Source organism: Catenulispora sp. EB89 (assembly GCF_041261445.1).
In the GTDB taxonomy this organism is placed as follows: Bacteria; Actinomycetota; Actinomycetes; order Streptomycetales; family Catenulisporaceae; genus Catenulispora.
Genome location: NZ_JBGCCU010000008.1, coordinates 102,808 through 126,885, shown reverse-complemented (window position 1 = coordinate 126,885; position 24,078 = coordinate 102,808). Strand labels below are relative to the sequence as shown.

Below are 24,078 nucleotides of genomic sequence, written 5' to 3'. Positions count from 1 at the left end.
TTTAGTAGGTGTAGAAGCCGCGGCCGGACTTGCGGCCGTGCAGGCCCGCGTCGGTCATCTGCTTGAGCAGCGGGCACGGCCGGTACTTGCTGTCGGCGTAGTGCTCGTGGAGCACTTCGACGCTGTAGAGGATGGTGTCCACGCCGATCAGGTCGGCGGTCTCCAGCGGGCCCATCGGGTGCCCGAAGCAGCCCCGGAAGACCTCGTCGACCTGCGCGGCGGTCGCGACCCCCTCGTACACCAGGAAGGCCGCCTCGTTGACGGTGAGCATCAGCACCCGGTTGGAGACGAAGCCGCTGGCGTCCTTGACCTCGACCGGCTTCTTGCCCATGCCGGCGAGCAGTTCGCGGGTGAGCTCCAGGGTGCGCGGCGAGGTGTGCACGCCGGGGATCAGCTCGACCACCGGCTTGGCCGGCACCGGGTTCATGAAGTGCACGCCGACGACCCGCTCCGGGTGCCGGCCGGCCGAGGCGATCCGGGTGATCGGGATCGCCGAGGTGTTGGCGATGATCACGGTCTGCTCGGCGCACACCTCGTCGAGGCGCCGGTGCACGGCCTGCTTGGCCTCCCAGTCCTCGGTGATGTTCTCGATCACGAACTCGGCCTTGGCCAGCGCCTCGACCCCGACCGCGGAGCTGATCCGGGCCAGCACCTCGTCCGGGTCCAGGGCCGGGCCGCCCATCAGCTTGCTCATCCGGCAGTTGCGGACGATCTCGGCGCGGGCCGCGGCCAGCGTCTGCTCGTCCAGGTCGACCAGGACGACGTCGTATCCGTCCTGGGCGAGGTTCTGGGCGACGCCGATGCCCATGACGCCGGCACCGACCACTCCGACAACGGTCACAGTTCTCTCCTTCTGTGTGTGCACTTGTTTGTGGGGGTGTCAGCCGCGCCGCCGACGCGCGGCGGCGGCCTTGAGCCCGGATCTGCGGAGCTCGGCGAGCTCGCGGACCTCGCCGCCGCGCTCCGGCGGGGTGTCCTCGACCAGGCCGGCGGCGATCCTGGCCAGCGCGGCGACCGTCGGTGCCTCGTGCAGGATGTGCGGCGGCAGGTGCGCGCCGGGGAACGCGCGCTGCACCGCGGCCAGCAGGTTGATCCCGAGCAGCGAGCTGCCGCCCAGCTCGAAGAAGTTGTCCAGGGCGCCGATCCGGTCCAGTTTGAGCGCGGCGCCCCAGATCTCGGCGATGGTCCGCTCGGCCTCGGTGGACGGCTCCTGATACGCGGTGACCAGTTCCGGGCGCGGGTGCCGGGCCTGGCCGGCGCCCTCGGCGGGGGTCGCGGCCCAGAACAGGTCCACGGTGAACGAGCGGCCGTAGCGCACCATCGTCGGCAGGTCCTGGGTGCTGACCACGACCCGCGGCTCGCCGGCGGCCAGCGCCCGCAGCAGCATCCGCCAGCCCTCATCGAAGGTGAGGCCGAAGGCGTCGCGGTGCCGGCGCATGAAGGCCGCCGTCCCGTCGTCGACGCCGCCCAGGCCGCCCTCCCAGGCGTTCCACGCCCATTCGCCCCAGCCCACCGAGACCACCCGGTGGCCGGCGGCGGCGAGCTTGGCCGCGTAGCCATCGAGGTAGCTGTTGGCGGCGCAGTAGTCGAACTGGCCGGGGCCGCCGCCGGTACTGGTGACGATCGAGGAGAACAGCAGGAGGAAGTCCAGCGGCACCTCGTCGGGCTCGTCCAGGCGCAGCGCCTCGGCCAGGGCCCTGACACCGTCGACCTTGGGGGCGAGCACCGCGTCGCTGTCGCCGGACCCCTTGAACTGGATCAGGCCGACCCCGGGCACTCCGGCGGCGTGCAGGACGCCGTGCAGCGCGCCGAAGCGCTCCTGCGCCAGTCCGACGGCGCGGCGCACGTCGGCGGAATCCGCGACGTCGCCGACCGCGATCTCGACCTCGCCGCCGAGGGCGATCAGGGCGCGGACCCGCTCGACGCGGTCGCGCACCGCCGGATCGGCGGCCAGGGCGCCGGAGGCGATCGCGGCCCACTGCTCGCGCGGCGGCAGGCCGCTGCGACCGAGCAGGACCAGCTTCGCGCCGCAGGCCCGCACCAGGCGCTCGGCCATCGCCAGGCCGAGGCCGCCGAGGCCGCCGGTGATCAGGTACACGCCGCCGGGCCGCAGGGTCTTCGCGGCCTCGTCGAGGTCGGCGGGCGCGACCGTCTCGAAACCGCTGAGCCAGCGCCGGGTTCCGCGGAGCGCGACGGGCGTCCCGGTGCGTTCCCGGCGCAGCTCGGCGACGATCGCCGCGGCGTCGGTGGCCGGCTCGGCGTCGATGAGCCGCGTGGAGATCGACGGGTACTCCAGGGGGATCACCAGCGCCGGTCCCACGAGCGCGGCCGCGACCGGCCGGGCCTCGGAGCCGTCCAGCACCGGGAAGGCCCCGGCGCTCACGATGTCGAGCGCCCAGTGCGTCGACCCGGCCTCGCCCGCGGCGCGGCACAGCGCGGCGAGCGAGTGCAGGCCGAGGGCGAGCGCGGTCTTGTCGTCCAGTTCGGAGCGCTCGTCCAGAGCCCACAAGTGCACGACCCGCTCCAGGCCGATCTCGCGGCGGCGCAGGTCTTGAAGCATTGCGAGGATGTCCTCGCTGCTCCCCGGGCGGACGGTGTAGCCGCCGTCGGCGCCGGCCGCGTAGCCGTCACCGTAACCGACTCCGGGGCGGACCTCGGTCACGGCGGCGCCACTCGCTGCGGCGGCGGCGCGCAGCTCGTCCAGGACCTGCGCCGCGAGTCCGTCCCGCGCGAACACCAGCCAGGAGCCGGGCTGCGCGGCGGCGGGCGGGGCGGCCGGAATCTGGCGCCAGACCGGGACGCTCAGCCACTGTTCCTCGGGCAGCTTGGGCAGCAGATCGAGGTCTTCCAGGCGGGTCGCCTCGTAGGGAGCGGCGGACGCGGCTGCGGATGTGACGGCCGGTGCGGCGATTCCGGCACCGGCCCGGTGCGAGCGCACGGTCCCGGTCGGTTCGATCCAGTGCCGCTTGCGCTGGAAGGGGTAGGTCGGCAGCGGGACGCGGCCGGGAGCGTCGGCGGACAGGACCGTACCCTCCCGCACCACGCGACCGTGGTAGGCGTCCCAGTCGATCTCGACGCCGGCCAGCCAGAGCCGGGCGACGCCCTCGCTCAGCGTCTCGTCGGCGGCGGTCGGGTCGCCGGCGGCCGGGAGGGTCGCGCAGATCAGCGGCCAGCGCTCGGGCGGGCAGCCGGCCGCGCGCATCAGGGTCCCGAGAGACTTGCCGGGGCCGATCTCGACGACGGCGAGGTCCGGGTCGGCCAGGAGTTCGGCGGCCGCGTCGGCGAACTGGACGGTCGCGCACATGTGCCGAGCCCAGTAACCGGGGTCGCACACCAGCTCCGCCTCGGCCGGGCCGCCGGTGACGTTGGACAGGTACGGCAGTTCCGGCGCGTTGAGCGTGACGTTCGCGGCGACCCACGCGGTCAGGTCGTCGGCCAGCGGCGCGAGCATCCGGGAGTGGAAGGCGTGCGTGGTCTGGAGCGGCCGGGCCGGGATGTCCCGCTCCCGCAGCCGGGCGGTCAGCATGTCGAGGGCCGCCGCGGGCCCGGCGACGACGGTCGTGCCGGGGCCGTTCACCGCGGCGACGTCCAGGCCGAGCTCGTCCAGCGCGAAGCGGTCGCGCAGCTCGTCGGCGGACAGCGGGACGGCGGCCATCGAGCCGTGCTCGGCGGCGCCGATCAGCGCCGCGCGATAGGCGACCAGGGCGATCGCGTCCTCCAGCGAGAGCACGCCGGCCAGGCAGGCGGCCACGTACTCGCCGAGGCTGTAGCCGAGCATCGCCGTCGGGTGCACGCCCCAGCGCATCAGCGTCACGGCCAGCGCGTAGTCGACGGCGAACATCAGGGGCTGGATGATCTCGGTGCGCTCCAGGGCCTCGGTCCGGGGGTCCGCGGCGCCGCGCCGGCCGAGCAGGGCGGCGAGGTCGCCGCCGCCACCGCCGCGCGCGCCGGTGAGCAGATCGAGCAGGTCCGGCAGGTCGGTGTCGGGCAGATCGGCGTTGGACATGCCGACACCGGGCAGGCCGCCGCCGAACGGGCCGTGCGCGGTCAGGGCCTTGCCGACCAGGGCCAGGCATTCGTCCAGCTGCTCGCGGAAGACCGGCTCGCGGCGGTAGAGCTCGCCGACCATGCCGGGGTACTGCTCGCCGACACCGGCCAGCAGGAACGCGACGGGGCGCTGCTGCGCCGGGTCGGTGCGGCGCATCGGCGGACGCGCTGCACCGGGGTCGGTGAGCGCGGTGACGGCGTCGTCGAGCCCTGACACGACCGCGACCCGCCGGTGTTCGAAGGTGCGGCGGCCGGCCTGGAGCGTGTAGGCGGCGTCGACCAGGCGGGTGTTCGGGTTCGCGTCGAGGTGTTCGCCGAGCCGGCGGCAGGCGGCGTCCGCGGCGTCGGCGGTGCGTGCCGAGACCGGCAGGATCTGCACGCGGCGGCTCGCGGCTGGATCAGCGTCCTGATGCCTGGTCCCGAGGGCCCGGCGCTGCGGCGGCTCCTCGACGATCATGTGCACGTTGGTGCCTCCCATGCCGAGCGAGTTCAGACCGGCGATGCGCGGGCCGCTGTCGGCCGCCCCGGGGCCGGCGCTGTCGAGGGGCCACGGCTGGAGCTCGGCGGCGACGTAGAAGGGGCTGTCGGCGAAGTCGATGCCGGGGTTCGGACTGGAGTAGTGCAGCGTCGGCGGGATGACCTGCTCGCGGACCACCATCGCGGTCTTGATCAGCCCGGCCGCGCCCGCCGCCCGGTCCAGGTGGCCGACGTTGGTCTTGAGCGAGCCGATCGCGCAGTACTGCTTGCGCGGGGTCGGGCCGTAGGCGCGGGTGAGGGCGGCCACCTCGATCGGGTCGCCCATCACGGTTCCGGTGCCGTGCGCCTCGACGTAGCCGACGTCCTCCGGCGTGACGCCCGCGTCGGCCATCGCCGCGACCACGACCCGGGACTGGCCGACGACGCTCGGGGCGGTGTAGCCGACCTTGAGCGTGCCGTCGTTGTTCATCGCCGAGCCGCGGATGACGCCCCAGACGTGGTCGCCGTCGCGCAGGGCGTCGGAGAGCCGCTTCAGCGCGACCACCGCGGCACCGTCGCCGAACATACTGCCGCGCGCCTGGGCGTCGAACGTGCGGACGTGGCCGTCGGGCGACTCCATGCCGCCGGGCACGTAGAGGTGGCCGGACTTGTCGGGGACGCGGATCGAGACGCCGCCGGCCAACGCCATGTCGCAGTCGCCGGCCCGCAGGCTCTGCACCGCGAGGTGGGCGGCCACGAGCGAGGTGGAGCAGAAGGTCTGCACGGCGACGCTGGGGCCGTGCAGGTCGAGCAGGTAGGAGACGACGGTGGTCAGCGCGTCCTTCTCGTTGCCCATGGCGAGTTCGAAGATGCTGACACCGTCGGCTTCGAGCTGGTCCTGGATGCCGTGCAGGTAGGTGCTCAGGTGCGTGCCGCCGAAGACGCCGACCTTGCCGCGGCTGTCGTCGGCACGGGCGTAGCCGGCCTGCTCCAGGGCCTCCCAGCAGACTTCGAGGAAGAGCCGCTGCTGGGGGTCGGTGATCGCGGCCTGCCGGGGGCTGATGCCGAAGAAGGCGGCGTCGAAGCCCGCGATGTCGTCGAGGACGGGGCGGGCCAGGACGTAGGAGGGGTCGTCGACGAGGTCCGGGGCGACGCCGGCGGCGATCAGGTCGTCGCGGGTGAAGAAGGAGATCGACTCCACGCCGGCGCAGAGGTTGCTCCAGAACGTGTCGACGTCGGCGGCGCCGGGGAAGCGGCCGGCCATGCCGATGATGGCGACGTGGCGGTCTGCTTCGGTGGGGGTCGGCGGGGGCGTGCGGAGCGGAGCTGGACGCTCGCGGTCGAGGACCGGGAGCGGTCGTGGGGGCTGTGGCTGGGACGCGGCGGTGGACACCGGTGTGGGCGGGGTCTGCGGCGCCGGCTCCTGCTTGGTGCTCTGTGTCTCCGGCTCAGCGTTCTGTGTCTCCGGCTCGGTGTTCTGCATCGGCTCACTGCGCCGGGCGCCACGCTCGTCGACTATGGCGGCGAGTGAGCGCACGGTCGGCGCCTCGAACAGCGCCACCGTGGGCAGCGAGACCCCGCAGCGTTCGGCGATCGCGGCGAGCAGGCCGGGCACGACCAGCGAGGTGCCGCCGAGGTCGAAGAAGTTGTCGCCCATGCCGACCGGCTCGACGCCGAGCTCCGCGCTCCACACGGCGGCGACGGCCCGCTCGGTCGCGGTGCGCGGCGGGGCGTAGGGCTGCGGCAGGTCGGGGCGCGGGTGGCGGATCGCCGTGCCGGCGCGCGCCGTCGCGGTCGCGGCCGAGGCGGCGCGGGACGCGGGGCGGGGCAGCCGGTCGGCGAGGCCGCCGGCGGCGATCACGATCGGGCTCGTGCCGCTCGTGCCGCTCGTGCCATGGCCGATCGCGCGGTCGAAGGCGTCCAGGGCTTCGACGTCGGTCATCGAGTGCGCGACCAGGCTCGCGCCGATGCCGCCGCTGAGCTTGCCGAGCGTGCAGGCCCAGGTGTCCCAGACCGCTGATGTCCAGCGGGTCGAGCCGTGCGCGTTCGCGGCCTGCGCGACGGCGCCGAGCGCGGCGTTGGCGGCCGCGTAGGCGCCGAACGTCACGCCGCCGAGGAGCGCGGAGGTCGAGGAGAAGAGCATGCACCAGTCCGGGGAGCGGTTCTGGTTCGGGTCGGCCGACTCGGCTGGCTCGGCCTGCCCAGCCAATTCGGCGACGACGCCGACCAGCACGCGGGCGCCGTCGACCTTCGCGCCGAAGTGGCGCGCGGCGGAGGTGCGGTCGAGATCGCGCAACGGTTGGAAGGCGTCCTGGCGGGCGTCGGCCGCGGCGTGCACCACACCGTCGATGCGGCGGCCGGCGGAGGCGAACAGCTCGCGCATCGCCGCCGGGTCGGTGACGTCCACGCGCGGGGTGGCGACCGTCGCGCCGAGCTCGCGCAGCCGCCGGAGCGCCACAGCGCGCGGGTCGTGCGGGTCGGCGGGCTCCCCGCTGCGGCTGGTGAGCAGGAGCTCGGCGGCGCCCTGGCGCACCAGGTGCTCGGCGATGACGAGGCCGATCTCACCGAGGCCGCCGGTGATGAGGTAGGTGCCGCCGGGTCGGACGACCGGCAGCGGCGGCAGCGGGGCTGCGGCAGCCGAGTAGGTGGGGGCGTAGCGGCGGCCGGCGCGATACGCGGTGGTGATGCGCTGCGGCGCGTCCGAAGGCTGACGGAGTTCGGCGGCAATCGTCTCGGCTGCGACGCTCGCGGTGTGTGTTGGGTCGAGGTCGATGCTGCGGCAGTCGAGGTGCGGGTACTCCTGGTTCGCCACGATCGGCAGGACAGCGACTGCCGCCTGGGTCGACGACATGGCGTCCGCCGGCCGGACGGCGTGCGCGGCGCGGGTGACGACGAGGACGCGGGCCGGGGCGGAGGCCTCGCCCCACGCCGCGATCGCGCTCGCGGCGGATGCGACCGCCTCGGCCTCGTCGGCCTCGTCGTGCGAGGTGTCGAGGGCCGCGAGGTGAACGACCGTCGTGGGGGTATCGGCGGCGGCCGGCTCGGCGGTGGCGAATTCGACCTCTGCGCCCCGTGCACGGAGGAGGTCGGCGAGCGCGTCGGCGACGCCGGAAGCGTCGCGGTAGAGCACGTAGCGGCCGGAGTACGCCACCTCGGAAGGCGATTCGACCGCCTCCCAACGCTGGGTCAGCAGCTCGACGCGGTCGGTGGCGGACTCCCCGGGCACGTCCACCCAATACCGCTCGCGCTGGAACGGGTATGTCGGAAGCGAGATGGGCCGGAGCCCGCTGGCGCCCCGGACAGACCGGTTCAGGCCGAGGCCGAGTTCCCACAGTCGCCCGCAGGTCTGGAGCAGCCAGGTTTCGGGATCGGCGATATCGGCGGCGAATTCGATGACGGCATCGACGTCCGCCAGCTCGCTCTCATCTCTGGCGATCAGATCCGGCACGATACCGAGGCCCGCCAAGCGCTCGACGAGCTCGGCCTGCATGTCCGGGGACACGAACCCCACGCGCGGGCGATCCTTCAGACGGCGAACTCCGGGCGCCTCGCCGGCCGCAGCCAGCTGGACCGCCGCGTCCTCCAGGCTGGTGGCGACGATCGCGCGCCGGACATCAAGCTCCGAACGGCCGGTACGCAGCGTGTACGCGACCTCGGCAAGGCTGGCGCCGGTGCTGGCCACGGCGTCGGCCAAGCGCTGAAGGGAAGCGCTGAGCGCCTCCTGCCCCGCCGCCGACACCATCAGCAGCTCCGGCCGGGGCGTCTTCGCGCCCTGCGACGCCTCAGCCTCAGCAGCCGACGCCGCCTCAAGCTCAGCCGCCCGCAGCGCGTCCGCCTCAACCTCGACAGCCTGCGCCCCCTCGGCCCCAACCGCGCGCGCCGCCTCAGCCCCAACCGGCCGCAGCACCTCCGCCCCAGCCGCCCACAGCGCGTCCACCTCAACCGTCCGCGCCGCCTCCGCCCTAGCCGCCCGCAGCACCTCCGCCCCGACCTCGACAGCCTGCGCCCCCTCAGCCCCAACCGCCCGCAGCACCTCCGCCTCAGCAGCCGCCGCCCCCGTCGTCTCAACCGCCGGCGCCGCCTCAAGAACCGCGTGCGCGTTCGTCCCCGACCATCCGAACGAGCTGACCCCCGCCACCAGCGGCCGCTCGCCGGTCGGCAGGTCTCGGGCCGCCGTGCAGGGCTGGACCGCCGTGCTCGCCAGGACCGCCTCGGCCGGTTCGGCCAGGTTCAGGTTCGCCGGGGCCCGGCCGTGTTCGAGCACGAGCACGGTCTTGATCAGGCCGGCCATGCCCGCCGCGGCCTGGGTGTGGCCGATGTTCGTCTTCACCGCGCCGACCGGCAGTGGCGTGGTGCGGCCGGCGAACACCTCGCCGAGTGCCGCCAGTTCGATCTCGTCGCCGAGCGGGGTGCCCGAGCCGTGTGCCTCGACGTAGCTCAGGTCCGCGGGGTCGGCTTGGGCCGCGGCCAGTGCGCGGCGGATCACGTCCACCTGGGCGCCGCGGTTCGGCGCCGTCAGGCCGTTGCTGCGGCCGTCCTGGTTCACCGCCGAGCCGCGGATCACCGCGTGAATGCGGCGGCCGTTGCGCAGCGCGTCGGACAGGCGCTCCAGCAGGACCAGGCCGCCGCCCTCGCCGAGCACGTAGCCGTCGGCTGCGGCGTCGAAGGTGCGGCACTGGCCCGAGCGGGAGAGCATCGAGGTCGCGCATCCGTGCACGTACATGTCCGGGTGCAAGGCCAGGAACACCCCGCCGGCCAGGGCGGTGTCGCACTCGCCGCGGCGCAGCGCCTCGCTCGCGAGGTGCACGGCGACCAGCGAGGAGGAGCACGCCGTGTCCAGTGCGAGCGTCGGGCCGCGGAGGTCGAAGTGGTAGGCGAGGCGGCCGGCAACGACGCTCGGCGAGGAGCCCTGACCGGTGTAGGGGTCGGTGAAGACCTCGGGTCCGACCCGCTCGTCCTCGATCCGGCCGTACTGGAAGACGTCGGAGAAGCCGACGATCACCGCGGTGCGGGTGCCGGCCAGGCTCGCGGCCGGGGCGCCGGCGTCCTCCATGCCCTCCCACGCCAGCTCCATCAACAGCCGCTGCTGCGGGTCCATGCGCAGCGCCTCGCGCGGCGGGAAGCCGAAGAAGCGCGCATCCCAGCGGGTGACGTCCTCGACGAACCCGCCGCGCCGGGTGTACACGCCGAGCGCGTCGGCTTCGGGGCCGAGCGCGAAGCGTCCGTCCGGGACCCCGTCCAGGACTCCCGAGCGGCCCTCGCTCAGCAGCCGCCAGTACTCCGGCACCGACGGGGCGCCGGGGAACCGGCAGGACATGCCGACGATCGCGATCGGCTCGCGGCGCCTGGCGTCGGCTTCGGCCAGCCGGCGGCGGGCGTCGGCCAGATCGACCGTCGCCCGCTTGAGGTATTCGCGGAGCTTGTCCTCGGTAGCCATGCAAGAACCCCTGTCGTGATCGGTGCCGGCGCGCCGGTGCTAGAGCTGTCCGTCGATGAACGCGAAGATCTCCTCGTCGGAGGCCTCCCCGAGCCGGTCGCCCGGGGCGTCCGCCGCGGACTGCGCGGGCGGCGCGGCCCCGGTCGCCCTGAGCAGGGCCCGCAACGAGGCCGCGGCCAGCTCCCGGCCGGCGGCGTCGAGCTCGGGCGCCGCGAGCAGGCCGCCGACCTCGGCCAGGGCCGCGCGCAGCCGGTCCGGGACGCTCGGCGCCGCGCCGACGACCAGGCCGAACAGATGCTCGGACAGCCGAATCACGCTCGGGTGGTCGAACACCGCCGTGGCCGGCAGCCGCAGGCCGGCGTCGGCGTTGAGGCGGTTCCGGAAGTCGACCGCGGTCAGCGAGTCGAAGCCGAGCTCGCTGAACGACGCGCCGACGTCCACGGCCTCGGCCGAGCCGTGCGAGAGCACCGCCGCCGCGTGCCCCTGCACCAGCTCGGTGATCGTCTTGCGCGCCACCTCCGCCGTGAGGCCCGCGAGCCGGTCGGCCAGCGGGGCACCGCCGCGTGCGGCCGTGCCCGTGCCCGGGGACGCAGCAGACGCGCCGCGCGGACGCGACGTGGCACGCACGAGCGCACGCAGCATCCCGGAGATCTCCTCGCCGCTCTCGACACGGGCCCGCAGACCCGCGATGCTCCACCGCGAGGCGACGACCAGCGGCGGCGCGTCAGTGTCGCCGAGCGCCGCGTCGAAGAGCGCGAGTCCCTGCTCGGCGCTGAGCCCGGCTATCCCGATGCGGGCCAGCCGGGCCTCGTCGGCAGCGGTCAGCCCGGCACCCATGCCGGAGGCCGTGGCCCACAGGCCCCACGCGACCGAGACCGCGGGCAGCCCGAGCGAGCGCCGCAGCGCGGCGAGCGCGTCCAGGAAGGTGTTGGCGGCCGCGTAGTTGCCCTGCCCGGCGTTGCCGATCACCCCGGCGATCGAGGAGAAGAGCACGAACACACGCAGCGGCCGGTCGAGGGTGAGCTCGTGCAGCAGCCATCCGGCGTCCACCTTGGGGCGGAAGACCTTCTCGACCCGCTCCGGCGCCAGGCCTTCGAGCGTCGCGTCGTCCAGGACGCCGGCCGAGTGCACGACGCCGATCAGCGGCCGGTCGGCCGGGATCGAGGCGAGCAGAGCGGCCAGCGCGGCACGGTCGGCCACGTCGCAGGCCTCGAACCGCGCCTGGGCTCCCAGCGCTTGCAGGCGCGCGGTCAGCTCCGCGGCGCCGTCCGCAGCCGCACCGCGGCGGGAGACGAGCAGCAGGTCCCGAGCGCCGTGCCGTTCGGCCAGCCGCTCGGCGATCAGCGCGCCGAGTTCGCCGGTGGCCCCGGTGACGAGCACCGTTCCGTCGGACAGGTCGACCGGTTCGGCGGGCGCCGGCGTCCGGCGCACAACGCGGGGAACCAGGATCCGATCACCGCGCAGGAGGCACTGATCCTCGCCGGCTGCCACCACCGCGGCCACCCGGGCCGGTGTCGTCGCGTCGACGTCGCCGCCGACCAGGACGAAGCGGCCGGGGTTCTCGATCTGCGCGGCGCGGACCAGGCCCCAGGCAACGGCTGTCGCGGGGACATCCGGGTCCGCGACCACGACGAGCCGGGCTCCGGCGTCGCGCGGTTCGGCGACCCAGGCGCGCAGGGCGTCGAGCACTTCGCGGAACACCGTGCGCGCTGCGGTGATCGGAGGCGTCGCGGGGTCGGCGATCGACACCCACTGCGACCCGTCCGCGAGCCTCGCCGAGGCGTGCTCCGCCCGGGGGGTGTGCTCGATCCAGTCGACGCCGCAGTAGCCGACCGGGCCGGAGCCGCCGGGAAGCGCAGCGGCCGTCAGTGTTCTGACCCGCATCTCGCCGATGGTCAGCACCGGCAGACCAGCACCGTCCGCGACGTCAAGTGAAAGCCGGTCGTCCCCGCCGGTGCCGATCCGGACTCGGATCCCGGTGGCTCCCGTGGCGTGCAGGCGGACGTCGTGGAACGCGAAGGGGACGCGCAGATCAGCGCTGCCGCTCTCGGCGATGGAGGGGTGGAATGAGGTGTCCAGCAGCGCCGGATGAAGGCCGAAGCCGGGGGTGTCAGCCTCCTGCGGTAGCTCGGCCTCGACGTAGAGGTCGTCGCCGAGCCGCCAGGCCGCGAGCACGCCGCGGAAGGCCGGGCCGTAGGCGTAGCCGAGCTCTGCGAGCCGGTCGTAGGCGTCGTCGAAGTCGATCGGCGCCGCGTCCGCCGGCGGCCAGGACAGCGCCCAGCCGGTGTCGGCCGGGGCCGCGGATCCGGCCGCCTCCAGTCGGCCGGAGGCGTGGCAGGTCCACTCGGCGTCGTCCTCGGCGCGGGCGAAGACCCGGACCGTTCCGTCGACGGGGTTCACGACCGCCTGCAACGCCAGCGCACCCTCGGCAGGCAGCACCAGCGGGGCCTCGAAGGCGAGCTCTGCGACGCTCTCGAAGCCGGCCTGGCGGCCGAGTTCGAGCACGAGGTCGAGCACCGCGGCGCCGGGCACGACCACCGAGCCGGCCACCGCGTGATCGGCCAGCCAGGGCAGGTCGGCGAGCGCGGCCCGGCCGGTGGCGACCAGCGGGCCGCCTTCCGCGACGTCCAGCGCGGCGCTCAGCAGCGGGTGCTCGATCGCGCGCAGGCCGGCCTTCGCGACGTCAGCCGGCGCGGTCGGCGGCAGCAGCCAATAGTTCTCGCACTCGAAGGCGTAAGTCGGCAGCTCGATGACGCGGCCGCCCTCGGTGAGCGCCGGCCAGTCGACGTCCAGGCCCGCGGCGAAGGCCGCGCCGAGGCCGAGGACGAAACCGTCGAGTTCCGGCTGCCGCTTGGCGGCAGTGGCGGTCACCGGGGTGTCGGCGGCGGCCAGGCAGGAGCGGATCATGGCGGAAAGCACCGGCTGCGGGCCGATCTCCAGGTAGGCGCCGATCCCGGCGGACTCCAGCCGCCCGATCATCGGGGCGAAGCCGACGGCCTGCCGTGCCTGGTCGGTCCAGTAGGACGGCTCGGTCCAGGAGCGCTCGGGGCCGAGGTCGGTCTGCGCGGCGATCCGCGGGGCGTGGAAGGTCATGGTCGCCAGGTGCGCGGCGAGGTCGGCGATCATCGGCTCCATCAGCGGCGAGTGGAACGCGTGGCTGACGGTGAGCCTGCGGACCCGCCGACCCCGCTCCTCGAACTGCGCCGCGAGAGCAAGGCAGGCCTCTTCCTCGCCGGAGATCACGACGTCGGCCGGGCCGTTTACGGCGGCGATGCCGACCCGGTCCGCGAGCAACGGCAACACCTCCTCCGGAGTGGCCGAAATCGCCACCATGGCACCGCGTTCGCTCAGGGCCTGCATCAGCCGGCCCCGCACCGCGACGAACCGGGCCGCGTCGGGCAGGTCCCAGACTCCGGCGACGTGCGCCGCCGCGATCTCGCCGACGGAGTGGCCGGCGACGACGTCCGGTTCCAGGCCGAGCGAAGACAGCAGCCGGAACGCGGCGACCTGGTAGGCGAACAGGGCCGGCTGGGTGTAGGCGGTCTCGGTGAGCGCGGCGGCATCCGGGGAGTCCGGCTCGGCCCACATGACCTCGCGCAGCGGACGCTCCAGGTGCTGGTCCAGCGCTTCGCAGACCTCGTCGAAAGCCGCGGCGAAAGCCGGGAACGCGCGGTACAGGTCGCGGCCCATGCCGGGGCGCTGGCTGCCCTGTCCGCTGAAGACGAACGCCGCGCGGGCTCCGACCTCGGCCGTGCCGAGCACCACCGGGACGTCGTCCCGGCCGGCGATGAGGGCGTCCAGGCCGGCGAGCAGCCGGTCCCGGTCGGCGCCGACCACGACGGCGCGGTGGTCGAAGCGGACGCGGGTGGTCGCCAGCGAGCGGGCGACATCGAGGGGGCGGATGGCCTCGTCGGCCTGCACCCGGGCGCGGAGTCGGCGCGCCTGGCCTTCGAGCGCTGTGCGGCTGCGGGCGGTGAGGATCCAGGCGTGCGGCGGCGTTTCGGATGATGGCTCGGGCGATGGCTCAGGCGATGGCTCGGGCGCGGGATCGAGTGCGAGATCGAGTGCGAGATCGAGTGCGGGATCGAGTGCGGACGCCGGTTCGGCTGCGGACCGCAGCATGTCCGCGACGTCTGGCTCCTCAAGGATCACGTGCGCGTTCGTCCCGCTGATCCCGAAGGAGGACACGGCGGCCCGGCGCGGCCGGTCGCCGCCGGGCGCCCAGGCGCGCGGCTCGGTCAGCAGCCGGACCGTACCGGCCGACCAGTCGACGTGCTGCGTGGGCTCCGTGACGTTGATCGTCCGCGGCAGCACGCCGTTGCGCATCGCCATCAGCATCTTGATCATGCCGGCGACGCCCGCGGCGGCCTGGGCGTGGCCGATGTTCGACTTCAGCGAGCCGAGCCACAGCGGCCGGTCCTCGGGACGGTCCCGGCCGTACGTCGCGATGATCGCCTGCGCCTCGATCGGGTCGCCGAGCCGGGTGCCGGTGCCGTGCGCGTCCACGGCGTCCACGTCGCGCGGGTCGAGCCGGGCGTCGGCGAGCGCCTGGCGGATGACCGCCTCCTGCGCCGGGCCGTTGGGCGCGGTCTGGCCGTTGCTGGCGCCGTCCTGGTTGACGGCGGTGCCGCGGATCAGGCCGTAGACGTGCCGGCCGTTGCGCCGGGCGTCGGAGAGCCGTTCCAGGACGAGCACGCCGACGCCCTCGGCCCAGGAGGTGCCGTCGGCATCCGCGGAGAAGGACTTGCACCGGCCGTCCGCGGCCAGGCCGCGCTGCCGGGAGAACTCGACGAACAGCGTCGGGGTGGGCATCACGGTCTCGCCGCCGGCCACCGCGAGGGCGCACTCGCCGCCGCGCAGGGACTGCACGGCCTGGTGCACGGCCACCAGCGAGGAGGAGCAGGCGGTGTCGACGGTGATCGAGGGGCCCTCGAAGCCGAAGGTGTAGGAGACGCGGCCGGAGAGCATGCTGCCGGTGCTGGACACGGCCAGCAGGCCCTCCAAGGCCGGCGGGCTCGCGGCGAGGAAGCGGGTGGAGTAGTAGTCGTACATCTGCCCGGCCCAGACCCCGGTGCGGCTGCCGCGCAGCGCGGTCGGATCGAACCCGCCGCGCTCGAAGGCCTCCCAGGCGCAGGCCAGGAAGAGGCGGTGGCCGGGGTCGGTGCCGAGCGCGTTGCGCGGGCTCATCCGGAAGAACGCGGCGTCGAACTCGCCGGCCGCCTCCAGGAAGCCGCCGCGGCGCGAGTAGGAGGTGCCGACCGCCTCGGGATCCGGGTCGTACAGGGCCTCGGTGTCCCAGCCTCGGTCGCCGGGGAACTCCGAGGTCGCGTCCCGGCCCTCGTCGACCAGGCGCCACAGGCCCTCGGGGCTGTCCACGCCGCCGGGGTAGCGGCAGGCCATCCCGACGATCGCGATGGGTTCGTGGCGGCGTGCCTCGGCCTCGGCGATCCGGCTCTTCGCGTCCGCCAGGTCCGCGGTCACCTTCTTGAGGTACTCGCGCAGTTTCTCTTCACCAGCCATGGATGTTCACCCCTTCTGGGCCTGTCGGTGAGCGCTGTCCGGGTCGGCTGTCAGAGCTGTTCGATGAACTGGAAGATCTCTTCGTCGGACACCCCGTCGAACCGGTCGGCGCCGCCGCCGGTGCGCTGCGGGGCGCCGAGGCGGGCCAGGGCCGCGTCGAGGACGGCGGCCACGCGGGCGCGTTGTGCGTCGTCGGCGCCGTCGGCGCCGAGGCGGTCCAACGCGCGGTCCACGGCATCGCGCAGGACGTCGTCCACACCCGGTTCGTCGGCCGCCAGCTCCCGGAGCAGGAACCCGGCGACCGCGGCGACGGTGGGGTGGTCGAACAGGAGCGTCGCGGGGAGGCGGCGGCCGAGCTCGTCGCCGAGCGTGCGGCGGAGCTCGACGGAGGACAGGGAGTCGAAGCCGAGTTCGCTGAAGGAACGGTCGACGTCGACGGCCTCAGCGGTCTCGTGGGCCAGGGCGACGGCGACGTTGCGGCGGACCATGGCCAGCAGGGCTTCGAGGGCTTCGGGGCGGCTCAGGTCGGCGAGTCGGGCCGCGGGCGTCGGCTGCCGTGCCGGGCGCGCGCCGGGCTGCCGGGGCGGGGTGGTGGTACGGCGGGGGGCTTCGCGGTCCCACTTCGCGGCGACGACGACCGCAGTGGAGGTGGCGGTAGTGGCGTCGGCATCGGCATCGACATCGGCGGCGGTATCGGCGGAGCGCAGCGCGGCGTCGAACAGGTCGAGGCCCGCCGCCGCGTCGAGCGCGGCGAGTCCGGAGCGTGCGAAGCGTGCCTCGTCGGCCTTCGTCAGGCCCTCGGTCATGCCGACGGTCCACGGGCCCCAGGCAATCGCGATCGCCGGCAGGCCGAGCGAGCGACGATGCGCGGACAGCGCGTCCAGGACGGCGTTCGCCGCGCCGTAGTTCGCCTGTCCGGCGTTGCCGAGCACGCCGACGACCGAGGAGAAGAGCACGAAGGCGCGCAGCGGCAGGTCGGCGGTCAGCTCGTGCAGCAGCCACGCGGCGTCCGCCTTGGGCCGCAGGACGGCCGCGCAACGCTCCGGGGTCAGGGCCGCGACGAGCGCGTCGTCGAGCATGCCGGCCGCGTGCACCACGCCGACCAGCGGCCGGTCGGCGGGCACGGAGGCGAGGAGTGCGGTCAGGGCCGTGCGGTCCGCGACGTCGCAGGATTCGATCCGGACCCGTGCGCCGAGGTCGGTGAGCCGAGCGGACAGGTCTGCCGCACCGGGTGCCGCGGCGCCGCTGCGGGAGACGAGGAGCAGGTCCCTGACTCCGTGGTCGGTGACGAGCCGCTGGGCGACCAGGGCGCCGATGCCTCCGGTCGCTCCCGTGATCAGGACGGTGCCCGTGGTCAGATCGGACAGGTCTGGCGCGGCGGTCGCCGCCGAGCGCCGTGCCAGGCGCGGAGCGAGCAACCGGCCACCCTCCACGGCGAACTGGGTCTGCGCGGCGTCGAGCCCGGCGGCGACGAGGCGCCACGCCGCACGGTCGCGGACCTGACCGCCGAGCAGCCCGGGATCGGCGATCGCGAAGCGTCCCGGATGCTCGGCCTGCACACAGCGGATCAGGCCCCAGACAGCTGCGGCGGCGGGCGTCGTCCGGTCGGCAAGGACCAGCAGCTGCGTATCCGCGAGGCGTTCGTCGGCGGCCCACTGCTGAACGAGGTCGAGCATCGGCGTGAGCGCTTCGCCGATGGCGCGCGCCGCCTCTGCCGCGCAGGGCACGACGACCACTGCGGGCAGCTCGCTGCGGGGTGCCGTGACCAGGGCGGACAGATCGTCGAAGTGCTCGATGTCGGCGCCGAACTCCTTCAGCGCGGCGGTGATCGCCGCCGATTCGCTGCTGTCGCCGAGCACGGCCCAATGGCGTCCTTCGAGGTCTGCTTCGCTCAGGCCGGTCGCCGCCCACGTGAAGTCATACAGGCCCGAGGCGGCCGAACCGCCGAGTGCGCGATTCACCGGAACGCGGCGCAGCGCGAGGCTGTCGACGCCGCCGACGCGACGGCCGGTGGAGTCGAAGAGATCAAGCTTGACCGCGCTGTCGGAACGTCCGGTCAGGCGCACTCGCAGGCTTTCGGTCCCGGTGACGGCCACGTCCAGGCCCGAGAAGGAGAACGGGAGCAGCAGGCCGGCGTCGGGCGCGTCGCTCATCGCGTCGAGGACGAGGATGTGCAGCACCGCGTCGAACAGCGCGGGGTGCATCGCGAATGCACTGGCTTCGGGCATGGCGCCTGCGGGCAGCCGGACCTCCGCGCAGAAGCCGTCGTCGGTGCGCCATGCGGCTTGGAGGCCTTGGAACGAGGGTCCGTATTCGTACCCGGTGGCGGCCAGTCGCTCGTAAAGGTCTTCGAGGTCCACGGGGACGGCGTCGACCGGTGGCCAGGTGGCCGGCACCGCTCCCCCGGCGGGGGCGGAGTCGCCGGGGCCCAGCTGTCCGCTCGCGTTCCGGGTCCATTCGGAGCTGGAGCCGTCGCAGGGACGGGAGTACACCGACAGGGAGCGCCGGCCGGACGCGTCGGCCGCGCCGACCGTGACCTGGATGTCCATCGCGTCCGATGCCGTCAGCGCCAGCGGCGTGTGCAGGGTCAGCTCCTCGATCCACTCGGCCCCGGCCCCGGCCGCGTCCGCGGCTTGCAGGGCGAGCTCCGCGAAGGCGGTGGCGGGTAGGAGCACGACACCGCCGATGGTGTGGTCTGCGAGCCATGGCGACGAAGCGAGGGAGAGCCGGCCGGACAGCAGGATCCGGTCGTCCTCGGCGACCGCCACGATCGAGTCGAACAGCGAGTGCCGCTGGGCGCTCGTCGATGCGTGATCGGTGTTCTTGGTGCTGTCAGCGTTCTCAGTGCTCTCCAACCAGAAGCGCTGGCGGTCGAACGCGTACGCCGGCGGCTCGACGTACCGGTCTGCGGAACCCAGCAGCGCCTGCCAGTCCACCGGGGCGCCTTGGACGTAGGCCTGCGCGGCCGCGGCGAGGAACTGCCGCCGGCCGCCGGAATCGCGGCGCAGCGAGCCGACGGCCGCGCCGTCCAGGCCCGCCTCGGCCAGGGTGTCCTCGACGTCGCCGCACAGGATCGGGTGTGGGCTGACCTCGATGAACAGCGGCGACTCGACGACGGCGGAGGCGGCGCGGACCGCCTCGTCGAACCGGACCTGGCAGGCCAGGCTCTCGTACCAGTGGTCGGTGCCGAGCGTGGCCGGATCGACGCGGGCTCCGAGGTAGGACGAGAGGATCGGGATGTCGGCGGCGGCGGGGGTGATCACGCCGATCTTCCGGTAGAGCTCGTCGCGGACCCGGGCGATGTGCGGGGTGTGCGCCGCGTAGGCGAGGGCGGCGCGGCGGAGCTGGATGCTCTCGCCCCAGCGCTGCGTGAACTCCTCGACCGCGTCGGGATCGCCGCCGATCACCGTGCTGTGGGGGCCGTTGCGCAGCGCGACCCACAGCCGGTCGGCCCACGGTGCGAGCAGCTCGTGGATCCGCGCGGCGGGCGCGACCGCGGAGAGCATCGCGCCGGTGCCGTCGATGGAGCCGATGACCTGGCTGCGCGCGGCCACCAGCTTCGCGGCGTCGGGCAGGCTCAGCGCGCCGGCGATGTGGGACGCGGCGATCTCGCCCATCGAGTGCCCGACCACCGCCGCGGGACGGATCCCGGCGGCCTGCCAGAGCGCGGCGAGCGCGATGGTGACCGCGAACAGGACCGGCTGGATGACGTCGGAGCCGTCCATCGGCGGGGCGCCTTCGGTGCCGTGCAGGACGTCGAGGACGGACCATCCGGTGTGCGGGGCCAGGGCTTCGTCGCAGCGGCGGAGGTGCGCGGCGAAGGTCTCGTCGGTGCGGGCGAGTTCGGCGGCCATGCCGTGCCACTGCGAGCCCTGGCCCGGGAAGACGAACACCGGCTCGGTGCGCGGGGAGGCGATTCCGGTCCAGGCGGCGGGGTTCGGGCGGTCGGCGGCGAGGTCTTCGAGCGCGGCGCGGAGGTGAGCACGGTCGGCGGCGACGACTGCGGCGCGGTGGGGGAACTGAGCGCGGCGGGCGAGGGCTGGGCCGGTGGCTAGCAGGGTGCGGTCATCGACGGCGTCGAGGTCGGCGGCGAAGGTCGCGAGGCGGGCGGCGTAGGCTCGGAGGGAGGCGGCGGTGCGTGCCGAGAAGGTCCAGACCAGGGGCGCGGTGGCGGCCGGAGCGTCGGGGGCCGGAGCGTCGGCGGCGGGTGCGGGTGCATCGTCGAAAGGCTCGAAGGACTCGAAGGACTCGATGATCAGGTGCGCATTGGTGCCGCTGATCCCGAAGCTGGACACCGCCGCGCGCCGGGGCCGGTCCTGCCGCGGCCAGGGGCGGTCCTCGGCGAGCAGCCGGACGGCGGCGGCGTCCCAGTCCACTTCCCGCGTGGGCTCCTCGGCGTGCAGGGTGCGGGGCAGCAGCTCGTGGCGCATCGCCATCACCATCTTGATGACGCCGGCGACACCCGCGGCGGCCTGGGTGTGGCCGATGTTCGACTTCACCGATCCGAGCCACACGGGAGCGGCGTCGGAGTGCGCGCGGCCGTAGGTGGCGGCGATCGCGTGCGCCTCGACCGGGTCGCCGAGCGCGGTGCCGGTGCCGTGCGCCTCGACGACGTCCACCTCGTGGGCGGCGAGCCCGGCGTCGGCCAGGGCGCGGCGGATCACGTCCTGCTGAGCCTGGCCGTTGGGCGCGGTCAGACCGTTGCTGGCGCCGTCGGAGTTGACGGCGCCGCCGCGGACGACGGCCAGCACCGGGCGGCCGGCGCGGCGGGCGTCGGAGAGACGTTCGAGCAGCAGCAGGCCGGCCCCCTCGGCGAAGGCGGTGCCGTCGGCCGAGGCGGAGAAGGCCTTCGCGCGGCCGTCGGGGGCCAGGCCGTTCTGGCGGCTGAACTCCACCAGGTGCCCCGGGTTCGCCATCAGCGTGACCCCGCCGGCCAGCGCCATCGGGCACTCGCCGCGCCGCAGCGCCTGCACCGCGAGCTGCACGGCGACCAGCGAGGAGGAGCAGGCGGTGTCGACGGTGATCGCAGGACCCTGGAACCCGAAGGTGTAGGCGATGCGGCCGGACGCGACGGACAGCGCGGTGCCGGTGAGCAGGTGGCCGTCGGCAACCCCGGTGGGCCGGTGCAGCCGCGGACCGTACTCGGCGGCCATCGCCCCGACGAAGACGCCGACCGGCGAGCCCTCAAGCCCGGTCGGGTCCAGGCCGGCGCGCTCCAACGCCTCCCACGCGGTCTCCAGGAGCAGACGCTGCTGCGGGTCCATGGCCAGCGCCTCGCGCGGGCTCAGACCGAAGAACGCGGCGTCGAAGCGGTCGGCGTCGTGCAGGAAGCCGCCGAAGCGGGTGGCGCAGCTACCGGGACGGCCCGCGCCGGAGCCGAGGAGCGCATCGAGGTCCCAGCCACGGCCGGTGGGCAGGGGGGTGATGGCGTCGGTGCCGGCGGCGACAAGGCGCCAGAGGTCGGCGGGGGATTCGACGCCGCCGGGGTAGCGGCAGCCGATTGCGGTGATGGCGATGGGGTCTTGGGCCTGGTCCTGGTCGGGGCTCTGCGGGGCGCTCGGGCTTCTCGGCGCGGCGCGGGTGAGCCGCGCAGGCTGTGGCTCGTTCGGCGCGGAGGGCGGGGTATCGGCCAGCCCGGCGTGCAGGTGGTCGGCGAGGCGCTTGGGGGTCGGGAAGTCGTAGACGGCCGAGGTGGCGAGGCGCAGGCCGGTGGCGGAGCGCAGGCGCCGGCAGAGTTCGACGGTGGCGGATGAGTCGAAGCCGAGGTCTTTGAAACTGCGGGAGTGGTCGATCGCTCGGCGATCGGGGTGGCCGAGGATGTGCGCCGCGGTGTCGGCGACCAGGTCGCGGAGTTCGGTGCGGCTGCGGGCAGCAGTAGACGTCGGATGCGCGGGGGCCGGCGGCGGTTCGATGGCAGTCGGCTCGGTCGGCTCGGCCGACTCGGCCGACTCGGCCGACTCGGTCGACTCGGTCGGCTCGATCGGCTCGATCGGCTCGATCGGCTCGGTCGGCCCGGCCAGCTCGGCCGACTCGGCCAGCTCGATCGGCTCAGTCGGCTCAATCGGCTCGATCGGCTCGATCGGCTCGGTCGGTTCAGTCGGCTGCGGCATGTCCGCGAGCCAGTGGCGCTCGCGCTGGAAAGCGTAGGTGGGCAGGTCGATGAGCCGGGCCCCGGGGAGCACGCAGTCCGCGTCCCAGTCGATGTCGGCCCCGGCGACGAACGCCTCGGCGCGAGCGTGCCGCAGCCGGTGCGGTCCGTCTTGGTCGCGGCGCAGGGTGCTGACAACGGCGACGTCTTCCGCCTCGGCGCTCTGCTCGATCGCCTCGATCAGCACGGGATGCGGGCTCGGCTGGATGAACAGTCCGGCGCCGAGGTCGATGGCTCCGCGTACGGCGTCGGCGAAGCGCACGGGATGGCGCAGATCGCGGGACCAGTAGTCGGCGTCGAGGGTGGCGGTGTCGATCGGCTCGCCGGTCACGCTGGATATGAAGGTGGCGGGCACGCTCCTCGGCCGGATCGAGGCGAATGCGGAGCGCAGCTCGTCGGCGGACGATCGCGCGTCCAGGCTGCGCCGCGCGACGACGAGCGCGGCATCCTCCAGGTCCAGCGCACCGATCGCGGTCGCGGCGGCGATCTCGCCGTCGGAGTGGCCGATCACGATGTCGGGCCGCACGCCCCAGGAGCGCCAGAGCTCTGCGAGTGCCACCGTGACCGCCCACCGCACGGGCTGCGCCACGTCGATCCGGGACGGCTCCGGGGCACCCGGCCGCTGGTGCAGGACGTCGAGCAGCGCGTAGTCGAGATGCGGCTCCAGCGCTTGGGCGCACTCGTCGAGGCGGCGCTCGAATGCCGGGCAGGCTCCGTCGAGCAGGTCGCGGGCCATGCCGGGCCACTGCGAGTCCTCGCCGGGGAAGATCAGCGCGACGGAACCGGAGACTGCGCGCCCCGTGACGACTGCCGGCTCGGGGCGGTTGTCGGCGAGCGCGTCGAGGCTGGCTTTCAGCGCGGTGCGGTCGGCATTGAGGAACACGGCCCGGTGTTCGAAGCGGGTCCGGGTGCGGATCAAGGAGAGCACCACGTCGGCGGTGTCGGTGGCAGCGTTGCGGTCCAAGTAGTCGGAGAGGCTGCGCGCCTGGCCGCGCAGGGCTTCGGCGGAGCGAGCGGAGAGCACTACCGCACTCGGGCGGGCCTGCGCAGAGACCGGTTCGGCCGACACCGCAGCCGGCGCCTCGGCGAGCACCAGGTGGCAGTTCGTGCCGCCCATGCCGAACGAGCTGACCCCGGCCACCAGCCGCCGATCCGGCCTCGGCCAGCCCCGCCGCTCGCGCACCACATCAAGCTTCAGATCCGCGAGAGGGATCTGCGGCGACGCCGTGGTGAAGTTCAGGCTCGCGGGGAGTTCCCGGTGCGTGAGGCTGAGCACGACCTTGAGCAGCCCCGCGATGCCTGCCGCGCCCTCGAGGTGGCCGATGTTCGTCTTCACCGAGCCGACTAGCAGCGGTCCGGCGCCGTCGTCTCTCCCGGCGCCGTCGCCTCCCGCCGCGTCAACCGCGTCAACCGCGTCAACCAGCGCCCCGCCCAGCGCCGCCGCCTCGATCGGGTCGCCGACCGCCGTCCCGGTGCCGTGCAGCTCCACGTACTGCACCTCGGCGGCGCCGACGCCGGCCTGGCGCCAGGCGCTGCCGATGACCTCGCGCTGGGCCCGGGCGTCGGGGACGGTAAGGCCGGTGCCGCCGCCGTCGTTGTTCAGCGTGCCGCCGAGGATGACGCAGTGCACTGTGTCGCCGTCGGCCAGCGCCGCACGCAGCGGCTTCAGCACGAGGAGCGCGCCGCCCTCGCCGCGGACGTAGCCGTTCGCGCGTGCGTCGAAGGTGTGGCAGCGCCCGTCGGGCGACAGGGCGCCGAAGCGGCTGATCGCCTCGGTGGTCTCCGGCAGGAGGTTGAGGTTGACGCCGCCGGCCAGCGCGATGCGGGAGTCGCCGCGGCGCAGGTCCTCGCAGGCGCTCAGCACGGCCGCCAGCGACGAGGACTGGCCGGTGTCGACGGTCATGCTGCGGCCGCGAAGGCCCAGCACGTAGGAGATCCGGTTGGCGATGATGCCGCGCTGCACGCCGGCCAGCGTGTGCGAGCTGAGCGCGGCGGCGCCGAGCCGGTCCACGAGGGCGGCGTAGTCGGCCGCGATGGCGCCGACGTACACCGCGGTGTCGCTGCCGCGCAGCCGGTCCGGCGCGATCCGCGCCTGCTCGCAGGCCTCCCAGGCCAGCTCCAGCATCAGCCGCTGCTGCGGGTCCATCGCCGCCGCCTCGTGCGGGGAGATGCCGAAGAAGCCCGCGTCGAACCGGTCGACCTCGTCCAGGAACCCGCCGCGCCGGTACCCGGCCGCCGCGCCCTGCGGCCAGCGCTCCGCCGGTACCTCGCCGACCGCGTCCACGCCCTCGCGCAGCAGCGTCCAGAACCCTGCGGGGTCCGACGCGCGAGGCAGCCGGCAGGCCATGCCGATCACCGCGATCTGCTCCGCGGGCACCGTTCCCTGCGTTCCCTGCGTTCCGTGCGCTCCGTACACCGGCGTGCCGCCTCGCTCGCTATTCCGGGAAGACATAGAACACCCACCGTCGCA

The 24,078-nt window shown here is 74.2% G+C and carries 3 protein-coding genes and 1 pseudogene; all 4 read right to left on the bottom strand.

The window, feature by feature from the left end; all coding sequences use genetic code 11:
* Position 1 precedes the first annotated feature (1 nt).
* The 4 genes and pseudogenes from ABH920_RS19095 to ABH920_RS19080 all read right to left on the bottom strand — a co-directional run bounded on the left by ABH920_RS19095 (position 2) and on the right by ABH920_RS19080 (position 23,985).
* Positions 2 to 841 carry a 3-hydroxyacyl-CoA dehydrogenase family protein gene (locus ABH920_RS19095; RefSeq protein ID WP_370350380.1) on the bottom strand — a complete coding sequence of 280 codons (840 nt, stop codon included), beginning with the start codon at positions 839 to 841 and terminating at the stop codon, positions 2 to 4.
* Between the two features lie 39 nt (positions 842 to 880).
* Positions 881 to 9,940, bottom strand: a complete 9,060-nt coding sequence (locus ABH920_RS19090; protein ID WP_370350379.1) for a beta-ketoacyl synthase N-terminal-like domain-containing protein — start codon at positions 9,938 to 9,940, stop codon at positions 881 to 883.
* Between the two features lie 39 nt (positions 9,941 to 9,979).
* Positions 9,980 to 15,424 (bottom strand): annotated as a pseudogene (locus ABH920_RS19085) (type I polyketide synthase); the annotation flags it as partial.
* Positions 15,425 to 15,510: 86 nt separating this feature from the next.
* Complete coding sequence (locus ABH920_RS19080; protein WP_370350378.1) at positions 15,511 to 23,985, bottom strand: type I polyketide synthase; 8,475 nt, start codon at positions 23,983 to 23,985, stop codon at positions 15,511 to 15,513.
* Between the last annotated feature and the right edge of the window lie 93 nt (positions 23,986 to 24,078).

What these genes read in the sequence shown, in the direction of transcription:
- ABH920_RS19090 (WP_370350379.1), bottom strand. Translation starts at nt 9,940, where the DNA reads ATGGCTACCGAGGACAAGCTCCGCGAATACCTCAAGCGGGCGACGGTC.